Origin of the sequence: Kitasatospora purpeofusca (assembly GCF_042691725.1) — a bacterium.
Lineage (GTDB): Bacteria > Actinomycetota > Actinomycetes > Streptomycetales > Streptomycetaceae > Kitasatospora > Kitasatospora purpeofusca_B.
Window position 1 is genome coordinate 3,850,977 of record NZ_CP170483.1, and the last position, 20,081, is coordinate 3,871,057.

The 20,081-nt window shown below is 75.0% G+C and carries 16 protein-coding genes and 1 pseudogene; 4 read left to right on the forward strand and 13 right to left on the reverse strand.

Annotated elements, in window-relative coordinates; genetic code table 11:
* Positions 1-185 precede the first annotated feature (185 nt).
* The 8 genes from ACFCLZ_RS16180 to ACFCLZ_RS16215 all read right to left on the reverse strand — a co-directional run bounded on the left by ACFCLZ_RS16180 (position 186) and on the right by ACFCLZ_RS16215 (position 12,769).
* A complete protein-coding gene (locus ACFCLZ_RS16180) occupies positions 186-1,925 on the reverse strand; it encodes an ABC transporter family substrate-binding protein (RefSeq protein WP_380285592.1) in 1,740 nt (579 codons plus the stop codon).
* Positions 1,926-2,168: 243 nt separating this feature from the next.
* Positions 2,169-4,694 (reverse strand): SpoIIE family protein phosphatase, encoded by a 2,526-nt coding sequence (locus ACFCLZ_RS16185; RefSeq protein ID WP_380285593.1) that lies wholly within the window; start codon positions 4,692-4,694, stop codon positions 2,169-2,171.
* Positions 4,695-5,061: 367 nt separating this feature from the next.
* Positions 5,062-7,830, reverse strand: coding sequence for a SpoIIE family protein phosphatase (locus tag ACFCLZ_RS16190; RefSeq protein ID WP_380285594.1), 2,769 nt, complete (start codon positions 7,828-7,830; stop codon positions 5,062-5,064).
* A 259-nt stretch (positions 7,831-8,089) separates the two neighbouring features.
* Positions 8,090-8,527 (reverse strand): (deoxy)nucleoside triphosphate pyrophosphohydrolase, encoded by a 438-nt coding sequence (locus ACFCLZ_RS16195; protein ID WP_380285595.1) that lies wholly within the window; start codon positions 8,525-8,527, stop codon positions 8,090-8,092.
* 25 nt (positions 8,528-8,552) lie between these two features.
* Complete coding sequence (locus ACFCLZ_RS16200; protein ID WP_380285596.1) at positions 8,553-8,735, reverse strand: SPOR domain-containing protein; 183 nt, start codon at positions 8,733-8,735, stop codon at positions 8,553-8,555.
* A gap of 20 nt (positions 8,736-8,755) precedes the next feature.
* Positions 8,756-10,207, reverse strand: a complete 1,452-nt coding sequence (locus tag ACFCLZ_RS16205; RefSeq protein WP_380285597.1) for a DUF4190 domain-containing protein — start codon at positions 10,205-10,207, stop codon at positions 8,756-8,758.
* A 195-nt stretch (positions 10,208-10,402) separates the two neighbouring features.
* Entirely contained in the window at positions 10,403-11,218 is an 816-nt protein-coding gene (locus ACFCLZ_RS16210; RefSeq protein ID WP_380285598.1) for a methyltransferase domain-containing protein, read from the reverse strand.
* A 171-nt stretch (positions 11,219-11,389) separates the two neighbouring features.
* Positions 11,390-12,769, reverse strand: a complete 1,380-nt coding sequence (locus ACFCLZ_RS16215; protein ID WP_380285599.1) for a hypothetical protein — start codon at positions 12,767-12,769, stop codon at positions 11,390-11,392.
* A gap of 174 nt (positions 12,770-12,943) precedes the next feature.
* Between ACFCLZ_RS16215 and ACFCLZ_RS16220 the strand changes: the two are divergent.
* From ACFCLZ_RS16220 to ACFCLZ_RS16230, 3 genes and pseudogenes are all read left to right on the forward strand, one after another.
* A pseudogene (locus ACFCLZ_RS16220) lies at positions 12,944-14,100 on the forward strand (dihydrofolate reductase family protein).
* A gap of 86 nt (positions 14,101-14,186) precedes the next feature.
* Positions 14,187-14,843: an HAD-IA family hydrolase gene (locus ACFCLZ_RS16225; RefSeq protein WP_380285600.1), complete on the forward strand. Its 657-nt coding sequence runs from the start codon at positions 14,187-14,189 to the stop codon at positions 14,841-14,843.
* A gap of 118 nt (positions 14,844-14,961) precedes the next feature.
* Complete coding sequence (locus ACFCLZ_RS16230; protein WP_380285601.1) at positions 14,962-15,240, forward strand: peptidoglycan-binding protein; 279 nt, start codon at positions 14,962-14,964, stop codon at positions 15,238-15,240.
* A gap of 154 nt (positions 15,241-15,394) precedes the next feature.
* Here ACFCLZ_RS16230 and ACFCLZ_RS16235 read toward each other — a convergent pair whose 3' ends face one another.
* From ACFCLZ_RS16235 to ychF, 3 genes are all read right to left on the reverse strand, one after another.
* Positions 15,395-15,649, reverse strand: a complete 255-nt coding sequence (locus ACFCLZ_RS16235; protein ID WP_380285602.1) for a Txe/YoeB family addiction module toxin — start codon at positions 15,647-15,649, stop codon at positions 15,395-15,397.
* Positions 15,646-15,927 carry a type II toxin-antitoxin system Phd/YefM family antitoxin gene (locus tag ACFCLZ_RS16240; protein ID WP_380285603.1) on the reverse strand — a complete coding sequence of 94 codons (282 nt, stop codon included), beginning with the start codon at positions 15,925-15,927 and terminating at the stop codon, positions 15,646-15,648. The genes ACFCLZ_RS16235 and ACFCLZ_RS16240 overlap by 4 nt, the downstream gene beginning before the upstream one ends.
* Positions 15,928-16,045: 118 nt before the next feature.
* Positions 16,046-17,119 carry a redox-regulated ATPase YchF gene (gene ychF, locus ACFCLZ_RS16245; RefSeq protein WP_380285604.1) on the reverse strand — a complete coding sequence of 358 codons (1,074 nt, stop codon included), beginning with the start codon at positions 17,117-17,119 and terminating at the stop codon, positions 16,046-16,048.
* Between the two features lie 543 nt (positions 17,120-17,662).
* Between ychF and ACFCLZ_RS16250 the strand changes: the two genes are divergently transcribed.
* Positions 17,663-18,103, forward strand: a complete 441-nt coding sequence (locus ACFCLZ_RS16250; RefSeq protein WP_380285605.1) for a DUF6542 domain-containing protein — start codon at positions 17,663-17,665, stop codon at positions 18,101-18,103.
* Positions 18,104-18,159: 56 nt separating this feature from the next.
* On the opposite strand, the gene ppgK is transcribed toward ACFCLZ_RS16250, so the two are convergent.
* Together ppgK and ACFCLZ_RS16260 are read right to left on the reverse strand one after the other, a co-directional pair.
* Entirely contained in the window at positions 18,160-18,906 is a 747-nt protein-coding gene (ppgK, locus tag ACFCLZ_RS16255) for a polyphosphate--glucose phosphotransferase (protein ID WP_380285606.1), read from the reverse strand.
* Positions 18,907-19,070: 164 nt separating this feature from the next.
* Positions 19,071-20,048 (reverse strand): 4-hydroxy-3-methylbut-2-enyl diphosphate reductase, encoded by a 978-nt coding sequence (locus ACFCLZ_RS16260; protein WP_380285607.1) that lies wholly within the window; start codon positions 20,046-20,048, stop codon positions 19,071-19,073.
* Positions 20,049-20,081: the final 33 nt, after the last annotated feature.

Below are 20,081 nucleotides of genomic sequence, written 5' to 3' on the forward strand. Positions count from 1 at the left end.
CTTCACCCGGTATTCGGACGGTTCGCCGTGGTCGACCGCGGCCTCCCGAGGCCGAACGGGGGTCGCGCACGCCCCGGCGCACGGCCGCGCCGCCGGACAGGCGTACGCCGCCGCCACCACGGTGAGCGTGTGCCGCGGTGACAGCGGGGAGCCCACCTCGGCCAGGAGCGGCCCGTCCCCGTCCGCTAGGCCGCCCAGCCCAGGTCCTGGAGGCGGGGGCGGGCCAGGCCCCGGACGCCGGCGCCGACGAGGCCGTCCCGGACCGCCACCGCCTCCGGGCGCTGGAAGAGCGGGACCGAGTGGCCCAGCTGCCAGATCCGCACGTCGGCCTCCTGGAGCAGGGCGCGGCGGGCGGGCGGGTCGGGTTCGGCGGCGGCGCGGTCGAAGAGGCGGTCGATCTCCTCCGTCCCGGCCCGCGCGTAGTTGCGGCCGACCGTCGGGGCGCCGTCCGGGCCGGGGCGGGGCTTGGCGTAGACGGGCCGCTGCTCGCCGGCCGGGCCGGGGCCGGCCGGCCAGGAGAACAGGGCGAGGTCGAAGTCGCCGGTGGCCAGGTGGTCGCCGACGAAGGTGTCCGCGGGCGCCTCCACCACCTGGACGGCCGCCCCGGCCGCCGCGAGGTCCGCCGCCACCGCGTCGGCCGCCCGCCGGAGGGTCGCGGAGCCCGCCGGGACCAGCAGGGTGAGCGCCAGTTCGTGTCCGCCCCGGGCCCGGGTGCCGCCGGCGGCGGGGCGCTTCCAGCCGGCGGTGTCCAGCATCCGCCCCGGATCGGCGCCGCCCAGCGCGTCGGCGTCGTCCCGGTAGCCGGGCTGGTCGCCGGCCAGCAGGTGGTGGCCGAGCGGCGCGGCGGGCAGCCCGAACGGCGTCAGCGCGGCCTCGGCGGCGTGCCGCCGGTCGACGGCCCGGGACAGCGCGCGGCGCAGCACCGGGTCGGTGAGCGGTTCGCGGGCGGCGTTCAGGGTGAGCTGGGCGAGGCCGGTCCCGGCGGACCGGTGCAGGGTGACGCCGGTCGGCGCCGCGGCCCTGCGCAGCGCCTCGGCGGTGTCGGCCCCGGCGCGCTCGACCGCCGCCGTCAGCGGGGCGAGGTCCAGCCGGCCCTGGGCCAGCTCCTCGGCCCGGCGTTCGGCCGGGACGGCGAGGAACTCGATCCGGTCCGCCTTGGCCGGCTCGCCCCACCAGAACGGGTTGCGGACCAGGACGGCCTTCCCGCCCGCCGGGTCGTACCCGTCGACCAGGAACGGGCCGGCGGTCGGGTGGGCGGTGCCGCCGGGCAGCGGGCGCCCGAAGGCGGCGGCGGTGGCGGTCTCGGCGGCGGGGTAGAGCGGGTCGAACAGGGCCTGCCACTCGGCGCAGGGATGGCGGAAGGTGACCTTGACCTCGTGCGGGTCGGCGCCCTGGGCGATGGAGTCGACGGCCGCGTACCCGGCGGGCCGGGCGGCGGGGTAGGCGGGGTCGAGGCCGGAGAGCGCGGCCCGCTGGGCGATGAAGTCGGCGGCGGAGAGCGGGGTGCCGTCGCTCCAGACGGCGCGCGGGTTGAGGCGGTAGGTGACCACCTGGGGCAGCTGTCCGGGCGGGGTGGACTCGGCGGCGGCCAGGTAGTCCGGGTCCGGGGTCCACTCGCCGTGCGCGTCCGGCCGGAACAGCGCGGGGTAGAGGGCGTGCGCGAGCAGCGCGGAGCCCGCGGTGGCGGCGGGCTGGTAGACGTTCACGGTGGCCGGAACGGCGTCGACGGCCCAGCGCAGGGTGCCGCCGTCGCGGACGACGCTCCGGTCGACGGGGCGGACGTCCCCGGTGACGACGGCCGGGCCGGGCGGCGCGGGGTCGGGCGTCCGGCCGGTGCGGGCCGGGTCGGGGCCGCCGAGGCAGCCGGCCGTGGCACCGAGGGCGAGCAGCAGCGCGGCGGCTGCGACGGGGAGGCGGGCGCGCATGGCGGCCATCGAACGCCGCCCCGGCGCGCCGGGCGGCCCCGACACGGCGGCCCGCCGGGCGACAGCACCCGGTCGGCGGTATTGTCGCCCGCTCGCCTCCGGGGCGCTCCTGTCCGGCGCCGACGGTCGGCGCTCCAACACCGCGACTTCGTCACGGCGTCCTCGCCTCTTCCTTTCGGCACCGGCGCGCCCCTTCGGCTCGGGGCGGGGGCCTTCGGCGCGGGGCGGAGCTCGTCCGGGCGGCTACAGCCCCAGCTCGAACCAGACGATCTTGCCCTTGGGCGTGCGCCGGCTGCCCCAGCGTTCGGCGAGCAGGCTGACCAGCTGGAGCCCGCGCCCGCCCTCGTCGGTCTCGTGGGCGCGCCGCTGCCTCGGCTGGGCGTAGCCGTCGTCCCAGACCTCGCACACCATGGTCCGGTCGCGCAGCAGCCGCAGCCGGATCTCGCCCCGGCCGTGCCGCAGCGCGTTGGTGACCAGCTCGCTGACCAGCAGCTCAGTGGTGTCGACCAGCTCGTCCAGGCCCCGGGCGAGCAGCCAGCTGCACGCGGCCTCGCGGGCCTTGGCGACCGAGGTGGGCTCGGGCGGCAGGAACCACTGGCCGACGGCGTCCTCCGGGAAGGCGTGCACCTTGGCCATCAGCAGGGCGATGTCGTCCTCGCCGTGGTGCGGGTTGAGCTCGCCGAGGACGTGGTCGCAGAGGTCCTCCAGGCCCTTGCCCCCGTCGGAGAGCGCGTGCCGGAAGGCCCGCAGGCCCTCGTCCAGCTGGTGCTTGCGGCTCTCCACCAGGCCGTCGGTGTAGAGGCCGAGCACGGCGCCGTCCGGGAGGGTCAGCTCGACCTCCTCGAAGGGCTCGCCGCCGACGCCGAGCGGCAGGCCGGGCGGGACGTCCAGCATCCGGGCGGGCTCGCCGGGGCCGAGCAGGACGGGCGGCAGGTGGCCGGCGTTGGCGAAGGTGCAGCGCCGGGTGACCGCGTCGTACACGGCGTAGACGCAGGTGGCGAGGTAGACCTCGCGGGCCTCCTCGTCGGCGGTGGAGGTGAGCCGCCCGTACGGGTTGGACCGGCCGGTCGGCGCGGTGTCGTCGCCGAGGCCGCGGGCGATCTCGTCGAGCGCGGTGAGGACCTCGCCGGGTTCGAGGTCGAGCATGGCCAGGGTGCGCACGGCGGTGCGCAGCTGGCCCATCGCGACGGCGGCGCGCAGGCCGCGGCCCATCACGTCGCCGATGACCAGGGCGGTGCGGTTGCCTGGCAGCGGGATGACGTCGAACCAGTCGCCGCCGACCTCGGTGTTGTTGTTGCTGGGCAGGTAGCGGCAGGCGATCTCCAGGCCGCTGGCGACCGGGTTGCCCGGGGGCAGCAGGCTGCGCTGCAGGATCAGCGCGCGCTCGTGCTCGCGCCGGTAGAGGCGGGCGTTGTCGATGCAGACGGCGGCGCGGGCGACGAGTTCCTCGGCGATGGCGACGTCGCGGGCGTCGAAGGGCTCGCTGCCGATCGCCCGGGAGAGCTGGACCAGGCCGAGCACCTGGTCGCGGGCGACCAGCGGGACGATCAGGGTGGAGCGCAGCAGCGGGTCGGGGCCGGGCTCGGGGACGACGCTGCGGCCGGTGCGCAGCGCCCGGGCGTGCGGGGAGCGGCGCGGGTAGCAGAGGGTGCCGCCGGCCTCGGCGATGGGCAGGCCGGTGACCGAGCCGAGTACCGAGGAGGCGCCGCCGACCACGCTGGAGACGGCGACCCGGCGCAGTTCGCCGCTGCCGTCGGTGAGCACGGTGTCGCCGAGCCGGCCGGTGCTGGGCACGGTCTCGCCGGAGAGCAGCGCGGTGTAGAGGTCGACGGTGGCGAGGTCGCAGAACGGCGGGACGACGACGTCCAGCAGTTCCTTGGCGGTGGTCTCCAGGTCGAGGGTGGAGCCGATGTGGGCGCTGGCCTCGTTGAGCAGGGCGAGGTTGCGGCGCACGCCGTCGGCCTCGCGTTCGGCCACGTGCCGGCTGGTGACGTCGGAGACCTGTCCGGCGACGCCCATCGGCTGGCCGGCCGCGCCGTTGAGGCGGTAGAGCGAGACGGCCCAGAGCCGGTTGCCCTCGCGGGTCGGGACGGCGGCGTGGAAGCGCAGGTCGAAGACGGGCTCGCCGCTGGCGAGGACCTTGCGCAGGGCGGCGGTGAGCCGGTCGGCCTCGGAGCCGGGGAAGATGTCGTGCGGGGTGAGGCCCTCCAGGTCGGTGGGGGCCAGGCCCATCCCGGAGGCGAAGGCGTCGTTGACGCGCTGCAGCCGGAGCCGGTCGTCGAAGAGGACGAAGCCGGTCGGGGTCTGTCCGAAAACCGCCTCCGAAGCGGCCAGATCGGTCTCGATCCGGCGGAGCCGGCCCAGGTCGACCGCGAGACAGGTGGCCCCGGCAGCGGGCAGCTCGCTGTCCGGCATGAGGTAGAGCTCGGCGAGGCCCTCGCCGCCGTCGGCGTGCCGGTACGGCGTGGTGCCGACCCACTCCTCGCCCGCCAGGGTGCGCTCCAGCCGGGCGCGGCCGCGCAGCCAGAGTTCCCGCGGGACGAAGGTGGTCACCGGGTCGGCGCCGACCGCCTCGGCGGCGGGCACGCCGAAGAACTCGGCCGCGCGGTCGCTCCACTGGCTGATCCGGCCGTCCGGGCCGATCGCGAAGGTGGCGACCCGGATGTAGTCGTAGATCGAGCCCGGATCCCCGGCACCCCACCGCTGCTCCTCGGCCGCCGGCCGCGGGGCGCGGGCGGGTGCGGGCAGGTGGTGGGCAGGACCGGGCACGTGTTGAGCGCCGGCCTGCCCGGGTACAGCGGCATGACCGCTGCTGCTCGGCGCATTGCGCGCCGGGGTGCTGTTCACGGACCGACCCCTCCAAACCCGCGACCGTCCGGATGTCGAGAAGACCGAGTATTCATCATCGAGGGGTACGTTCACACGCCCTCAACATCACAACATCAGATCGGGCGAAGGTTTTTGTCCTACCGCCCGCGCAACCACAATGCCACGCTCGCGCCCCCTGCCGGAGCGCGCGCTCCCCCGGGGGCCCCCGAGGGCCTGGGCAGCGGCGTTCTCCCGGGCGGCCGGCCCGCCCCTGCGGCCACCGCCCCGCCACCGCCCGGTCACCGTCCCGCCGCCGTCCGGCCACCGCTCAGCCGCCGGCCACCTCCGCCTCGGGAGTGCCCGGCAGCGCCTGCTCGAACCAGACCACCTTGCCCATGCCCTCCGCCCTGGCCCCCCAGTGCAGGGCCAGCAGGGCCACCAGCTCCAGCCCGCGGCCGCCCTCGTCCGCCTCGGCCGCGTGCCGCTCGCGCGGCGGGTCCGGCAGCGGGTCGGAGATCTCCACCAGCAGCGTCTCGCCGAGCGTCAGCCGCACCCCGATCGGCGCGCTCGCGTACCGGACGGCGTTCGTGACCAGCTCGCTGACCAGCAGCTCCGCGGTGTCGGTCAGCTCCTCGACGCGCCACTCGGCCAGGGTCGCGCGGACCAGCCTGCGGGCCCGGGAGACGGCGGTCGGCTCGGCGGGCAGCGTCCAGCCCGCCGTCGGGGTGCCGGCCTGCCCGTGGCCGAGCCGGGCCAGCAGCAGCGCCACGTCGTCCGGCTCGCGGCCCTGCTCCATGGTGTCCAGCACCGCCTCGCAGGCCGCCTGGATCGAGGCGTAGGGCTGCTGGAGCACCGTGAGCAGCCGGTCGAGGCCGACGTCCAGGTCCTTGTCCCGGGACTCCACCAGGCCGTCGGTGCACAGCGCCAGCAGGCTGCCCTCGGGGATCTTCAGCTCGACGGACTCGAACGGGACGCCGCCGACCCCGAGCGGGGCGCCGGAGGGCAGCTCCAGGATCCGGCCGGCGCCGCCGGGCAGCGGGCCGCCGTTGCGGGTCGGTCCGTCCGCCTCCTCCCCCGGCACCACCAGCACCGGCGGGATGTGGCCGGCCTTGGCGGCGGTCAGGGTCGCGGTGGCCGGGTCGAACACCGCGTACACGCAGGTGGCGAGCAGCGCCTCGTCCGGGCCCTGGGCGAGGTCGTCGGCCAGTTCGTGGACGTGCCGCAGCAGCACGTCCGGCGGCAGGTCCAGGGCGGCCAGCACGCGGACCGCGGTGCGCAGCCGGCCCATCGTCGCGGCGGCCCGCAGGCCGTGGCCCATCACGTCGCCGACCACCAGCGCGGTCCGGTCGCCGGGCAGCGGGATGACGTCGAACCAGTCGCCGCCGACCTCGGTGCCGCTGCTGCCCGGCACGTACCGGTAGGCGACCTCGACGCCGGTGGGCTGCGGCACCTGCTGCGGCAGCAGGGTGCGCTGGAGGGTGAGGGCGGCGGTGCGTTCGCGGGCGTACAGCCGGGCGTTGTCCAGCGAGGAGCCGGCCCGGTCCGCCAGCTCGACGGTGAACGCCAGGTCGTCCCGGTCGAAGCCCTCGCGGTAGCCCGCCCGGCTGACCAGCAGCAGACCGATCACGATGCCCCGGGCCCGCAGCGGCACCACCAGCATCGAGTGCACGCCCAGGTCGTGGGCCGCCTGCATCTTCGGGTCGCCGGCGTAGGTGACGTCGCTCAGCCGGTCGGCGCCGGAGAGCAGCTCGGGCACGCCGGTGCGCAGCACCCGGCCGCAGGCGGAGTCCTCGGCGAAGGTGATCCGGGCGCCGCGCCGCAGCATCACCTCCACCTCCGGGCCGTCCTGGACGGAGGCGGTGCCGAGCTGGAGCAGCGAGGTGCGGCGGTCGTGGCCGTGCCGGGGCAGGTCGTCACCGTGCGCGACGGCCTGCAGCAGGACGACGGCGGCGTGGTCGGTCAGCCGGGGCACCACCGCGCCGGCCAGCTCCTGCGCGATCCGTGAGGCGTCCAGCAGGTCACCGACCCGGGAGCCGAACTCGTTGAGCAGCGAGAGGCGGCGGCGGGCGTGCTCGACCTTGGCCACCGCGCGGTAACGCTCGGTGACGTCCATCACGGTGCCGGAGATGCCGAGGACCCGCCCGGCGCGGTCGGTCATCCGGCTGTAGGAGACCGAGCGGTAGCCGGAGCGGGCGGTCATCGGCGAGGCGAGGGTGACGTCGATGACCGGCTCGCCGGTGGCCAGCACCTGGCGCTGGATCGCGGTGATCTCGTCGGCGGCCCGCTCGGGCAGGGTCTCGCCGGTGGTGCGGCCGACGTGGTCCTCCGACGCGACGCCGTTCATCTCGGCGAGGGTCCGGTTGACGGCGGTGTAGCGCAGTTCGGTGTCCATGATCGCGATGCCCAGCGGGGACTGCTCGAACAGCGCGTCGCGCACCGCGAGGTCCCGCTCCACCGCCCGGACGGCCGCCGCCTCGGCCAGGTTGACCTGGAGGAACGGGGTGCCGTCGCCGTCCACCAGGAGCGAGATCCGGGCGTCCACCAGCACCGGGCCGCCCTCGCGGTCGCGCAGCTCGGCCGGACCGGACCAGTGGCCGTGCCGCAGGGTGTCCTGGATCGCGGTCCGGATCCGGGCCACCTGGTCCTCGTCGGGGACCAGCTCGTCGATCCGGCGGCCGACCAGCAGCTCGTTCGGCCAGCCGAGGAGGTCCTCGGCGGCCGGGCTCCAGAGCACCACGCGGCCGGCGGTGTCCAGGATCGCGATGGCCACCCTGACCACGTCGAAGAGGCTGCCGCCCACGCGCGCGCCGCTCCCGCCGCCGAGGACCGCCGGGACGGCGCGCGGGCCGCCCGGGAACGGCCGGCCGGGGCGGCTGCGCAGGCCGGTCGGCGGCGCCGCGTCGGGCACCGTCAGCGACGGGGCGGGCTGCACCGGCTGGGCGGACGACGCGCCTTCGGGCATGCCCTCGCCCCGGCGCCGGCCGGACAGGCCGCCGGCCGTCCGGTTCGCGCCGCGGCGCAGCCGGGCGCGGGCGGCGGCGCCTCCCCCGGCGCCCGCACGTCGCGCTCCCCCGCCGCCGTACCCGCTGCTCGACACCGACGGGGCCTCCGGCTCTGCTCGGATCGGCGGCGCCGGCTGGGGGCGGCTCACCGATGGTGACGAATAGTGCCGAAAAGTGACATACCCAGCAGGACCAAGGCTATCCCGCCGGTCGCACCGGCTTTTCCGATTTGCCCGATCCGTCGCCCCCACGCGTCGTTCACGGGCGCGGCACGGCGGTTCGCCGGTGCGGGCCGGTACCATCCGGCCCGCACCGGCCCGGGGTGCCGCCGAGGGGCGCTCCGCGGACCGTGGCTCAGGGGGCGGTCAGCAGGCGGGCGACCTCGGGGAGGACCTCCCGGTCGTGCTCCAGCCACTCGACGTCGGCCAGCTCGGCCGGGCCGAGCCAGCGCAGCTCGTCGTGGTCCTGCAGGGGCCGCGGCTCCCCGGCGAGCAGTTCGGCCGCCCAGAGCCGCAGCTCCAGGCCCGGGCGCACCAGCCACGCGCCGGGCAGCCGGGTGAGCGCCCGGGCCCGGACGCCCAGCTCCTCCATGAGCTCGCGCTCCAGCGCCTCGGTCTCGGTCTCCCCCGGCTCGGCCTTGCCGCCCGGGAACTCCCAGCGCCCCGCCACCTCGGCGGGCGCGCTGCGCCGGGCGGCGAGCACCCGCGCCCGGTGGATCAGCGCGCCGCCGACGACGATCCGGTTCTCCGCCGCGCCGCCGTCGGGCTCCGGCCCGCCCATGCTCCTGTCCATGGACGCCGACCCTACGGCCTGCCCGTCAGTCGCGCGGGCCACGCGCCTGCGAGGCCCCGGCGGGCTCGGCCTCGACCCAGTACAGCTGCTGGTGGCCGCGCGCCTCGAACTCGGCCGCGAGCCGCTCGGCCGCCTCCCGCTCGATCCCCCCGACGACCAGGAACCGGTTGCCGTTGTCGTCCTGCCGCATCACCCGGTAGGTGTCCATGCCGCCCAGGCTAGGGCCCGTCAGACCCGGGCGTCGGAGGCCTGCTCGCCCGTCGACAGCCCCAGCGCGCTGCGGATGTCCACCGCGAGCCCGTTGCTCTTGACGGACAGCGCCCGCGCCTTGCGGACCTCGCGGACGAGCGTCTCGTCGTCCGTGGACTTGGCGGCGGCGTCCCAGGCGTTGGCCGCGTCCAGCTCGACGGCGCCCAGCTCGATCAGCTTGGCCCTGGCCCCGGCTGGCCAGTCGATCCCGTTGGCCGACAGGTCCGCGACCTCCTTGCGGCAGGCGCCGGCCATCGTCTTCGCCCAGGTGCGGTACTCGGCCGGCTCCTCGTCGACCTCGCCCTCCGGCTCGACGGCGAGTGCGCCGTTGTAGGCCTGGACGGCGTCCAGGTAGGTGCGCTGGGCCTGGGTGAGCTTGGTCCGGTCGGTGCGGACGCTGCCCGTGTGCATCCTCGTCTCGTCCTGGAAGGTGCAGGTCACCCGGCGGTCGCCGGACGCCCAGCCGGCGCGGCTCGGGTAGTAGTAGGACTCCTCCATGCCGTCGGGGACGAGCCAGGAGTCGAGGGCGTAGTCGTCGCGCACCGGGTTGCAGAGCCGCGCGGCGGCCTTCTCGATCTCGGTCAGGGTCGGGTACTCGGCGGGACCGCGGCCCGCGAGGTGGGAGAAGCCGGCGACCTCGCCGTGGTGCGGCGAGGAGCAGGGCACCACGCGCACCCAGTAGACGCTCGCGGACTCGGAGTCCTGGCCGGAGCCGAGCGGCGGCTGGTCGAAGCAGTCGCCCGCCGTCAGGTCGTCGATGGACACCGACCCCTTCGGGCCGTGCCGGGTGTCCGCGTACTGCTCCTCCTCGAAGCCGGCGGCGGCGAGGCCGATGAACGCGATCAGGGTGACGATCACCCCGAGGACACCGGTGACCAGACCGGTGACCGCCATGCCGCGGCCCTTCTCGTTCCGCTTGGGGATCTGGACCAGCGCGACGATCGCGAAGGCGAGCGCCAGCGGCCACATGCAGAGCAGGCCGGTGACCAGCGCGGCGACCGCGAAACCGTTGGTGATCGTCGGGGCGGCGGGATAGGCGAAGCCGGGCTGGAAGCCGGAGTGGGCGGCGGGGGTGACGGCCGCCCAGCCGGTGGCGCGCGGCCGGTCCGGGTCGAAGGGCGGCGGCCCGCCGACGGGGGTGGCCCACGGGTCGGCCGCGGGCGGCGCGGCGGGGGCGGAGCCGGGGGCGGGGGCGCCCAGGGGTCGGCGGCGGCCGCCGGGGCCCGGGGCCGCCTCCGCGGCGGGCGCGGGGGCGGACACGGGCTCAGGCGCGGGGACGGGCGCGGGCGCGGACACGGGCGCGGACACGGGCGCGGGCTCGGACACGGGCGCGGGCTCAGGCGCGGGCCCGGCCGTCGGCTTGGTCAGCTCGACCCGCTCGGCCGGCCCGACCGGCTCGGGGGCGGCGGCGTCGGACTCGGGCTTGGACACGTGCGATCTCCCCCGGCCCGCGGGTGGCGGGCGACAGCTCGGCAGGACGACGACCCGCGGAGCCCCTGGGCGGATCGCCCCGTCGGGCCGTCGGGTACGGGAACAGGCGCGCGACTTTACCCGATCTTGTGAAACACCCGCGCACCTTTTCGCCGCCCCACGAACCATCCCCTCACCGCACGCCCGTACCCCGGCTCAGCGCCGTGCCAGCACCTCCCCGTGCAGCATCGCGAACCACCCGTCGCCGGCGGCCGCCCACTCCCGCCACCCGGCCGCGATCCGGGCCAGCCCGGCCTCGTCCGCGTACCCCTGCGCCACCGCCGTCCGCGCGATGGCGGAGTCCGTGATCCGGTCGGCCCACAGCCCGCCCCACCACGCGCGCTGCTCGGGCGTCGCGTACGTCCAGGTGCTCGAGGTGGCGGTGACGTCGGTGAAGCCGGCCGCCCGCGCCCAGGACAGCAGCCGCCGTCCGGCGTCCGGCTCGCCGCCGTTGTGCCGGGCGATCCGCCGGTACAGCTCCAGCCAGTGGTCCAGCTCGGGCACCTCCGGGTACCAGGCCGTGGCCGCGAAGTCGACGTCCCGCACGGCGACCACGCCGCCCTCGGCGGTGACCCGGCGCAGCTCGCGCAGCGCGCCGACCGGGTCGGCCACGTGCTGCAGCACCTGATGGGCGTGCACCACGTCGAACTCCCCCTCGGCATACGGCAGCCGGTGCACGTCGGCGACCTCGAACGCGACGTTCGACAGGCCCCGCCCAGCGATGTACCCGGCGGCCGCCTCCAGCACCTCGGCGGAGGCGTCGGCGGCCACCACCCGGCCCTTCGGCCCGACCAGTTCGGCCAGGTCCGCGGTGATCGTGCCGGGGCCGCAGCCGATGTCCAGCACGGCCTGTCCGGGCCGCAGCCGCTCGCGCAGGTAGGCGGCGGAGTTCTCGACCGTCCGGGAGCGGTGCGAACGCAGCACCGACTCCTGGTGGCCGTGGGTGTAGACGGCGGGCTTCGGTGCGGTCATGGTGACGTCCCCCTCGGGATCGGCCGGCTCCTCGACAGCTCCGACGCTACTCCCGTCCCGCATTTCAAGAAGATTCGTCTCATATTCCGAACGCATCGGCGATGGGAACGAAACGGCCCCCGCCCGGACGACGGACCGTCCGGACGGGGGCCGAAAGCCCTGCGGTACCGCCTAGTTGAGCGTGAACCAGGTGGTCCGCGACTTCTTGAACTCCGGCTGGGCGAGGTCCTTCGCCTCGATGCCGTCGTTGTAGAGCACGGCCGAGCCGTCGTCGGTGATCAGCTGCACCCGGGCGCCGGGAGCGGTGAGGTCCGGGACGTCCGCCACGGCCTCCCAGCCGCCCGCGTCGGAGGTGGGCAGGTCGAGCACCTTGACCGGCTGCGAGCCGGGCTGCCCGTCCCAGCGGTAGAGCGCGTACGGGTCGGAGTTGTCGTCCGCCGCCCAGGAGCCGGCCACGATCAGGTACTGGCCGAGCGCGTTGCGCCGCAGGTCGCGCACGGAGAGCCCGCCGAGGTCCAGCTCGATCGGCTCGCCGAAGGTGGCGTGCGAACCGCTGAACAGCGACGGGAAGTTGGTGACCGGCACGATCAGCGCCCGGCCGCCGGTGACCGCCGGGGTGAGCGGCGCGCGGAAGCCCACGTACGCGGTGGTGGTGCTGCCCGGCGCGAACTCCAGGCCCTCGACGTTGAAGCCGTCGATCTGCTTGGGCGCCTGGCCGGACGCCGCGCCCGCCGCGAAGCCGTAACGGTTGCCGTGCGCGCGGTCCCAGGCGATCAGGTCGTCGCGCAGGACGGAGGAGGAGCCGGCGAGCGACAGCTGGGTGGTGGCGCCCGAGCCGGTGACGGTGGTGGCGAACACGGTGTGCCGGGCCGTCTTGATCTCGCCGTCCTTGTTGTTGCCCAGCGAGCCGGTCCAGTAGACGGTGTTGCCGACCCGGGTGGCGCCCTCGATGTCGATCTCCTTGGAGACGCCGAGCGCGGAGGAGAAGTCCCAGGTGCGGACGGGCGCCCCGGAGGCGTTGCGGTCGTACAGCCGCAGCACGTTGGACTCGTCGTCGGCCACCACGATGTAGCCGTTGCCCGCGTCCACCGCCGCCGAGGCGTCGCTGGAGCCGGTCAGGTAGCGGCTGTCCGCCGAGAAGCCCACCGCCGGCGAGGCCGCGTAGTGCAGCGTCTTCGACGCGGTCTTGCCGCCCAGCCCGGTGACCTTGACGGTGAGGTCGGTGTAGCCGACGCCCTGCGCGGCGACCGCGAGGGAGCGCGCGGAGCCGGTGCCGGTGACGGTGACGTCACCGGTCCGGGCCACGGCCGTGCGGGTGCTGGCGGTGGCGGCCACGGTGAGCGAGGAGACCGGGGCGCCGCTCTGGGCGACCGTGACGGTGACCGACGGGTCGCCGGTGGCACCGACCGCGCCGGACAGGTAGGCGGCGGAGAGCGTGATCGTCGGGGTGCCGTAGGCCACGGCGGCGGCGGGACCGGCCGGCAGCGCGAGCAGCGGCAGGGCGGCGGTGGCGACGGCCAGCGGCAGCAGGCGGCGGGAGGGACGGGACACGGTGACTGCCCTTCGACGTGGGGGCGGTGCGAGGTCCGCACCAGGGTGGGGCCCGTCGGCGAACACCGCCCCGACGGCAGCCGACCGTTCGGCGAACACCAGCCCTCGCCCGGCCCGCTCCTCCGCGGGCGCCGTACCGTGGACGGGCAGCCGCCTCACAGAACGGTCCCCACCATGCCCGCGCCGCGCCCCTTCGTCCTGCTGAGCGCCGCGATGTCGCTCGACGGGCACCTCGACGACGCCTCCCCGGAGCGGCTGCTGCTCTCCGGCCCGGCCGACTTCGACCGGGTGGACGCCGAACGGGCCGCGAGCGACGCCGTCCTGGTCGGCGGCAACACCCTGCGCGCGGACAACCCCCGGCTGCTGGTCAACGACCCCGGACGGCGGGCCGCCCGGCGCGCGGCGGGCCGCCCGGAGTACCCGCTGAAGGTGACGCTCAGCGCGAGCGGCCGGCTGGACCGCTCGCTGCGGTTCTGGCACACCGGCGGCGAACGGCTCGCCTACACCACGGACGCCGGGGCCGCCGTACTGCGCCCGGCGCTGGACGGGCTGGCCGAGGTGGTGGCGCTCGGCGCGGCGGTGGAGCTGGGCGCGGTGCTGGACGACCTCGGCGCGCGCGGGGTGCGGCGGCTGATGGTCGAGGGCGGCAGCGGGGTGCACACCCAGTTCCTGGCCCAGGGGCTCGCGGACGAGCTCCAGCTGGTGGTGGCGCCGCTGCTGGTCGGCCAGGCGCGGGCGCCGCGGTTCGTCGGCCCGGCGGACTTCCCCGGCGGCCCGGCCCGGCGGATGCGACTGTTGGAGGCCCGTACGGTGGGCGATGTCGTCCTGCTCAGGTACGCCCCGAAGGAGCCCGCCCCGTGACCGACCCGCGCCCCGCCGACCAGCGCCCCGCCGACCTGGCCTTCCTCCGCCGGGCGGTCGAGCTCTCCCGGCGCTGCCCGCCCTCGCAGACCGCGTTCTCGGTCGGCGCGGTGGTCGTCGCCGCCGACGGCACCGTGCTGGCCGAGGGGTTCAGCCGCGAGGTGGACGGCCACGCCCACGCCGAGGAGGCGGCGCTCGGCAAGCTCCCGGCCGGCGACCCGCGGCTGCGCGGCGCGACCGTCTACAGCTCGCTGGAGCCCTGCGGACAGCGCGCCTCCCGCCCGGTGCCGTGCGCCGAGCTGCTGATCGCGGCCGGCGTCCCCCGGGTGGTGGTGGCCTGGCGCGAGCCGTCCACCTTCGTCGCCGAGACCCGGGGCGCCGCCCGGCTGGAGGCGGCCGGCGTCGCGCTGGTGGAGCTGCCCGAGCTGGCCGAGGAGGCCCGCGCGGTCAACGCGCACCTGTTGGGCTGAAGCCACTCGAAGCGCGGGGCAATCTTTTGTATCCTTCTTAAACAATCTCCTTTGCCCGCCCTCCCCGCGCCCCCTGGAGCCGCCCGATGCCCGCGACGACCTTCACCCCCCGCGCCCTCCTGCTCGACATGGACGGCACCCTGGTCAACTCCGACGCCGTGGTCGAACGCTGCTGGCACCGCTGGGCCGAGGAGCACGGCCTCGACCCGGCCGAGGTGCTGCGCGTCGCCCACGGCCGCCAGGGCCACGCCACCATGGCCGCCCTGCTGCCCGACCGCCCGATGGAGGTCAACCTCGCCGAGAACGACCGGATGCTCGCCGAGGAGAAGGCCGACACCGAGGGCGTCGTCCCGGTCCCCGGCGCCCCCGCCTTCCTCGCCGCCCTGGCCGGCCTCCCGCACGCCCTGGTCACCTCCGCCGACGCCCCGCTCGCCCGCATCCGGATGGCCGCCGCCGGCCTCCCCCTGCCGCCGGTCCTGGTCACCGCCGAGTCCGTCGGCGCCAGCAAGCCCGACCCCGAGGGCTTCCTCAAGGGCGCCGCCGCCCTCGGCTTCGCCCCCGCCGACTGCCTCGCCTTCGAGGACTCCGAGGCCGGCATAGCCGCCGCCCACGCCGCCGGCGTCCCGGTCGTCGGCATCGGCCCCCGCGCCGCCGCCCACCGCCCCACCGCCCACGCCCTCACCCTCGAGTCCCTCACCATCACCCCGGGCCCCGCCGCCACCTTCACCGTCACCCTCGTCTGACCCGAGCAGGGGGACCGCCCGCCGCCGCGCGCTGCGCCCCGCGACCACCTGTGCTTCTCTGGAAATACGCCAGAAAGGCCGTCGCCCATCCGGGTGCGATCGCAAAGGAATTCCGAAGGTGACAGACAACCAGCCGACCCAGCGCTGCAACTTCACCGACGCCCGGCCCACCCTCAAGCAGGGCTCGTCGGGGGAAGCGGTCAAGCAGGCACAGTGCTACCTCGGTTCCTCACTGACCGGGGAAGCCATCCTCGTGGACGGCGATTTCGGCCCCGTGACGGACGCCGCGACCCGACGTTTCCAGAAATGCGCCAACATCACGGTGGACGGCGTCATCGGCGCCCAGACCTGGTCGTTCCTGACGTTCTGGTCCAATTCCACGGGCTTCGTCTGCTGAAATCCCCGCGCAAATCACCGAAAGCACCGAAAGCACCGAAAGGCCGCCCGCCCCGCTTCCGCGCGGGCCGGGCGGCCGCGAGCCGCAGGAACATCCCGACCGGCGAACGAAATCGGCACAGGACCAGCACGGTCGCGCGAACCGCAACCGGCGGTCAGTAGTGGTAGCGGGCCGCCAGGATGACGATCTCCCGGTCCGTGACCAGATAGACGAGACGGTGCTCGTCGTCGATCCGCCGCGACCACGCGCCGGGCAGGTGGTCCTTCAGCGGCTCGGGCTTGCCGATCCCGGTGAACGGGTCGCGCAGGACGTCCTCGACGAGCTTGTTGATCCTGGCGAGCGTCTTGCGGTCGTTCCTGAGCCAGGACGTGTAGTCCTCCCAGCCCAGTTCCTCGAAGACGAGCCTCACTCGGCGCCGCGCCCGGCATCGGCCGAGTCGGGGTCGATGAGCGCACGCTCGGAGAGCCCCGCGCCGCTCAGGGCGTTCTCGTACGCCTTGAGCAGACGGCGTGCGTTCGCCGGCGAACGCAGGAGGTAGGAGCCCTCGCGCAGGGCGGCGTAGTCCTCGGCGGAGACGAGTACGGCGTTTCCGTGCCTGGACACGATCTCGATGGCGTCGTGGTCCTCGTTGACCTTCTTGATCAACGGGAAGAGGTCCCTGCGGGCCTCGCTCGCGGTGATGGACAACGCGGCCCCCCCTTCGATGAGTGGTACCGGATAACGTACCACTCACCAGGCACGCGGAAACGCCGAGCGGGCCGGACTCCGGGGAGTCCGGCCCGCTGGGCGCGCAACGACGATCCGGTCAGACGTTGAAGCGGAACTCCACGACGTCGCCGTCCTGCATGAGGTAGTCCTTGCCCTCGATGCGGGCCTTGCCCTTGGCGCGGGCCTCGGGGAGGGAGCCGGTCTCGACGAGGTCGGTGAAGGAGATGACCTCGGCCTTGATGAAGCCCTTCTGGAAGTCGGTGTGGATCACGCCGGCGGCCTCGGGGGCGGTGGCGCCCTTCTTGATGGTCCAGGCGCGGGCTTCCTTGGGACCGGCGGTGAGGTAGGTCTGCAGGCCGAGGGTGTCGAAGCCGACGCGGGCGAGGGTGGCGAGGCCGGGCTCGTCCTGGCCCATGGACTGGAGGAGCTCCAGGGCCTCGGCGTCGTCCAGCTCGATCAGCTCGGACTCGATCTTGGCGTTGAGGAAGATCGCCTCGGCGGGGGCGACCAGCTCACGCTGGGCCTGCTTGAAGGCCTCGTCGGACAGCTCGTCCTCGTCGACGTTGAAGACGTAGAGGAAGGGCTTGGCGGTCAGCAGGTGCAGCTCGCGGATCGGGGCGGTGTCGAAGCCCGCCTCGAAGAGGGTCTTGCCGGTCTCCAGGATCGCCTGGGCGGCCTCGGCGGCGGCCAGCACGGGGGCGGTGTCCTTCTTGAGGCGCGCCTCCTTCTGGAGCCGGGGCAGGACCTTCTCGATGGTCTGCAGGTCGGCCAGGATCAGCTCGGTGTGGATGGTCTCGATGTCGTCCTTGGGGGACACCTTGCCGTCCACGTGGACCACATCGGGGTCGGTGAAGGCGCGCACGACCTGGCAGATGGCGTCCGACTCGCGGATGTTGGCGAGGAACTTGTTGCCCAGGCCCTCGCCCTCGCTGGCGCCGCGGACGATGCCCGCGATGTCGACGAAGTCGACGGTGGCCGGGAGGATGCGCTGCGAGCCGAAGATCTCGGCGAGCTTGTTCAGCCGCTCGTCCGGGACGCCGACGACGCCGACGTTGGGCTCGATGGTGGCGAACGGGTAGTTGGCCGCCAGCACGTCGTTCTTGGTCAGGGCGTTGAACAGGGTCGACTTGCCGACGTTCGGCAGGCCGACGATTCCGATCGTGAGCGACATGAAGCGCAGTCCTGTGGGCTTGGAGGAGTTGGGCCGGCCCGTCCACCGGACCGATCCCCCAGTCTACGGGCAGCGGGTCAGGCGTCCGCCGCCCCGGCAGCGGGGTGAGGAACTCCGGTCGGCCGCCGAGCCGGTCGCCGCAGCGGAAGCGACGGTGCCCGCCGGACTGTCCGGCCGTGGAGGTGGTGCAGCCGTTCGAACGGGAACCCGCCGGTCATCCGTTTCCCCCGCGCACTTGAGCGACGGTCACATCAATACTCCGTCCGGAGACACGGAACAAGCCCCGACGGCCCATTACACAGTGTGGCGATGATCGGACCGTACGTTGGGTGGGTGGAGCAGAGCATCCGTACCCAGCCGCCAGGGCCCAGACGCCGACCGCCGAACGGCGCGGCCGGGGCCGCCGTCCCCGGGCCGGGCCGGGCCCGCGAGAGCGCGGGGGACCCGGCCGCCCCGCCCGGGAGGGCCCGGGGAAGGACCACCGGGAAGGCCCCGGGCAAGGCCGGGGGGCGGGGCGGCGGCCCCGGTTCCCGGCTACGCCCCGTGTCCGGGCCTCCGGAGCGGCCCCGGATCGCCGGGCGGCTCTACGGGCGGCGGCGCACCGGCCGGCCGGCCCGGCTGACCGCGGTCGGCACCGGGGTGGTCGCACTGGTGGCGACGGTGGCGGTGGCCGGCCTGGACCGGCTGGCCTTCGGCGGGCTCGGGGTGCTGTTCGGCCTCGGCTACCTGCTGGTCTGCTTCCAGCTGGCGGTCCGGGTCCGGTACGCCGACCTGCTGGCCGCGCCGATCAGCGGGCCGATCGCCTTCGCCGCGGCGCTGCTGCTGTTCGGGCCGGTCACCTCCACCGGGGTGACCGCGCAGGTGGTGGCGCTGGCGACCAACCTGGCCACCCGCTCCGGCTGGCTGTTCACCGGCACCGGGCTGGCCGCCGCGATCGCGCTGGCCCGGTTCGTCGCCCAGCGCCGGATCCACCGCGCGCGCTGAGCGGCCGCGGGCGGACCGGCCGGACAGCCGGACAGGGGGCCAGGCGGACAGGGGGGTCAGGCGGTGGCGCGGGCCGCCGCCATGGCCGCGCCCACGATGCCGGCGTCGTTGCGCAGCTCCGCCGGGACGATCCGCGCCCCGCGGTCGCGCAGCAGCGGCAGGAACTTCTCGTGCTTGCGGCTCACCCCGCCGCCGATCACGATCAGCTGCGGCGAGAACAGCATCTCCACCAGGTCCAGGTACTCGTCCACCCGCCCGGCCCACTGCGCCCAGCTCAGCCCGTGCCGCTCCTTGGCCGCCGAGGAGGCCCGCCGTTCGGCGTCCTTGCCGCGCATCTCCAGGTGGCCGAGCTCGGTGTTGGGCACCAGCACGCCGTCCACGAACAGGGCACTGCCGATGCCGGTGCCGAAGGTGAGGACGAGGACCACGCCCGCCTGACCGCGGCCGGCACCGTGGGCGGTCTCGGCGAGGCCGGCCGCGTCGGCGTCGTTGAGCACAACGGCCGGCAGGTCGAGCGCCTCGCGGAACAGGCCCGCGGCGTCCAGGCCGACCCAGCCCTTGTCGACGTTGGCGGCGGTCACGGTGCGGCCGTCGACGACCACGCCGGGGAAGGTCAGGCCCACCGGACCCCGGTGGCCGAAGTTGCGGACCACCTCCCGGACGGCGGTGACCACGGCCTGCGGGGTGGACGGCTGCGGGGTGAGGACCTTGTGCCGCTCCTGGGCGAGCACGCCCCGGGCGAGGTCGACGGGGGCGCCCTTGATGCCCGACCCGCCGATGTCCACACCGAATACCGCCGTCATGACGACCGCCCTCCGCCGAAGTTGTCCACAGGCCTGTGCACAGAAACCTGCCCCTGCACAAAACCTACGAGAACCCGCCTGGCCCCGCACAGCAAAGGACCCGGCACCCGAACGGGCCACCGGGTCCTGCGCCGGACATCTCGCGCAATGTCCGGCGCAACGTCCTACAGCTTGCCCGCGGCCTCGGCGCGCAGATCGCGGCGGAGCTCCTTGGGCAGCGAGAAGGTGAGGTGCTCCTCGGCGGTCTTGACGGTGGAGACCTCGTCGTAGCCGCGCGCGGCCAGCCACTCCAGCACGCCCTCGACCAGGATCTCCGGCACCGAGGCGCCGCTGGTCAGGCCGACCGTGCCGACACCCTCCAGCCACTCCTCCCGGATCTCCTCGGCGAAGTCCACCAGGTGCGCGGCCTTGGCGCCGTACTCCAGGCCGACCTCGACCAGGCGCACCGAGTTGGAGGAGTTCTTCGAGCCGACCACGATCAGCAGGTCGGTCTCCGGGGCCATCTGCTTGACCGCGACCTGGCGGTTCTGGGTGGCGTAGCAGATGTCGTCGCTGGGCGGGCTGACCAGCAGCGGGAAGCGCTTCTTCAGCTCGCCGACGGTGGCCATGGTCTCGTCCACCGAGAGCGTGGTCTGGGAGAGCCAGACCACCTTGGAGTCGTCGCGGACCCGCACGTTGGCGACGTCCTCGGCGCCGTCCACCAGGTGGATCCGGTCCGGGGCCTCGCCCATCGTGCCGACGACCTCCTCGTGGCCCTCGTGGCCGACCAGCAGGATGTCGAAGCCCTCGTCGGCGAAGCGCACCGCCTCCTTGTGCACCTTGGTCACCAGCGGGCAGGTGGCGTCGACGGTGGCGAGCTTGCCGGCCCGGGCCTCGTCGTGCACCGAGGGCGCCACGCCGTGGGCCGAGAAGACCACGATCGAGCCCTCGGGCACCTCCTCCGTCTCGTCGACGAAGATCGCGCCCTTCTTCTCCAGGGTCTGCACCACGTACTTGTTGTGGACGATCTGCTTGCGGACGTAGATGGGGGCCCCGTACTGCTCCAGGGCCTTCTCCACGGCGATCACGGCGCGGTCGACGCCCGCGCAGTAGCCCCGGGGGGCGGCGAGCAGGACACGGCGCTGCGCGGTGTTGGAGGACATGGCTCCATCGTACGGGCGGCACGCGGCCGCGCC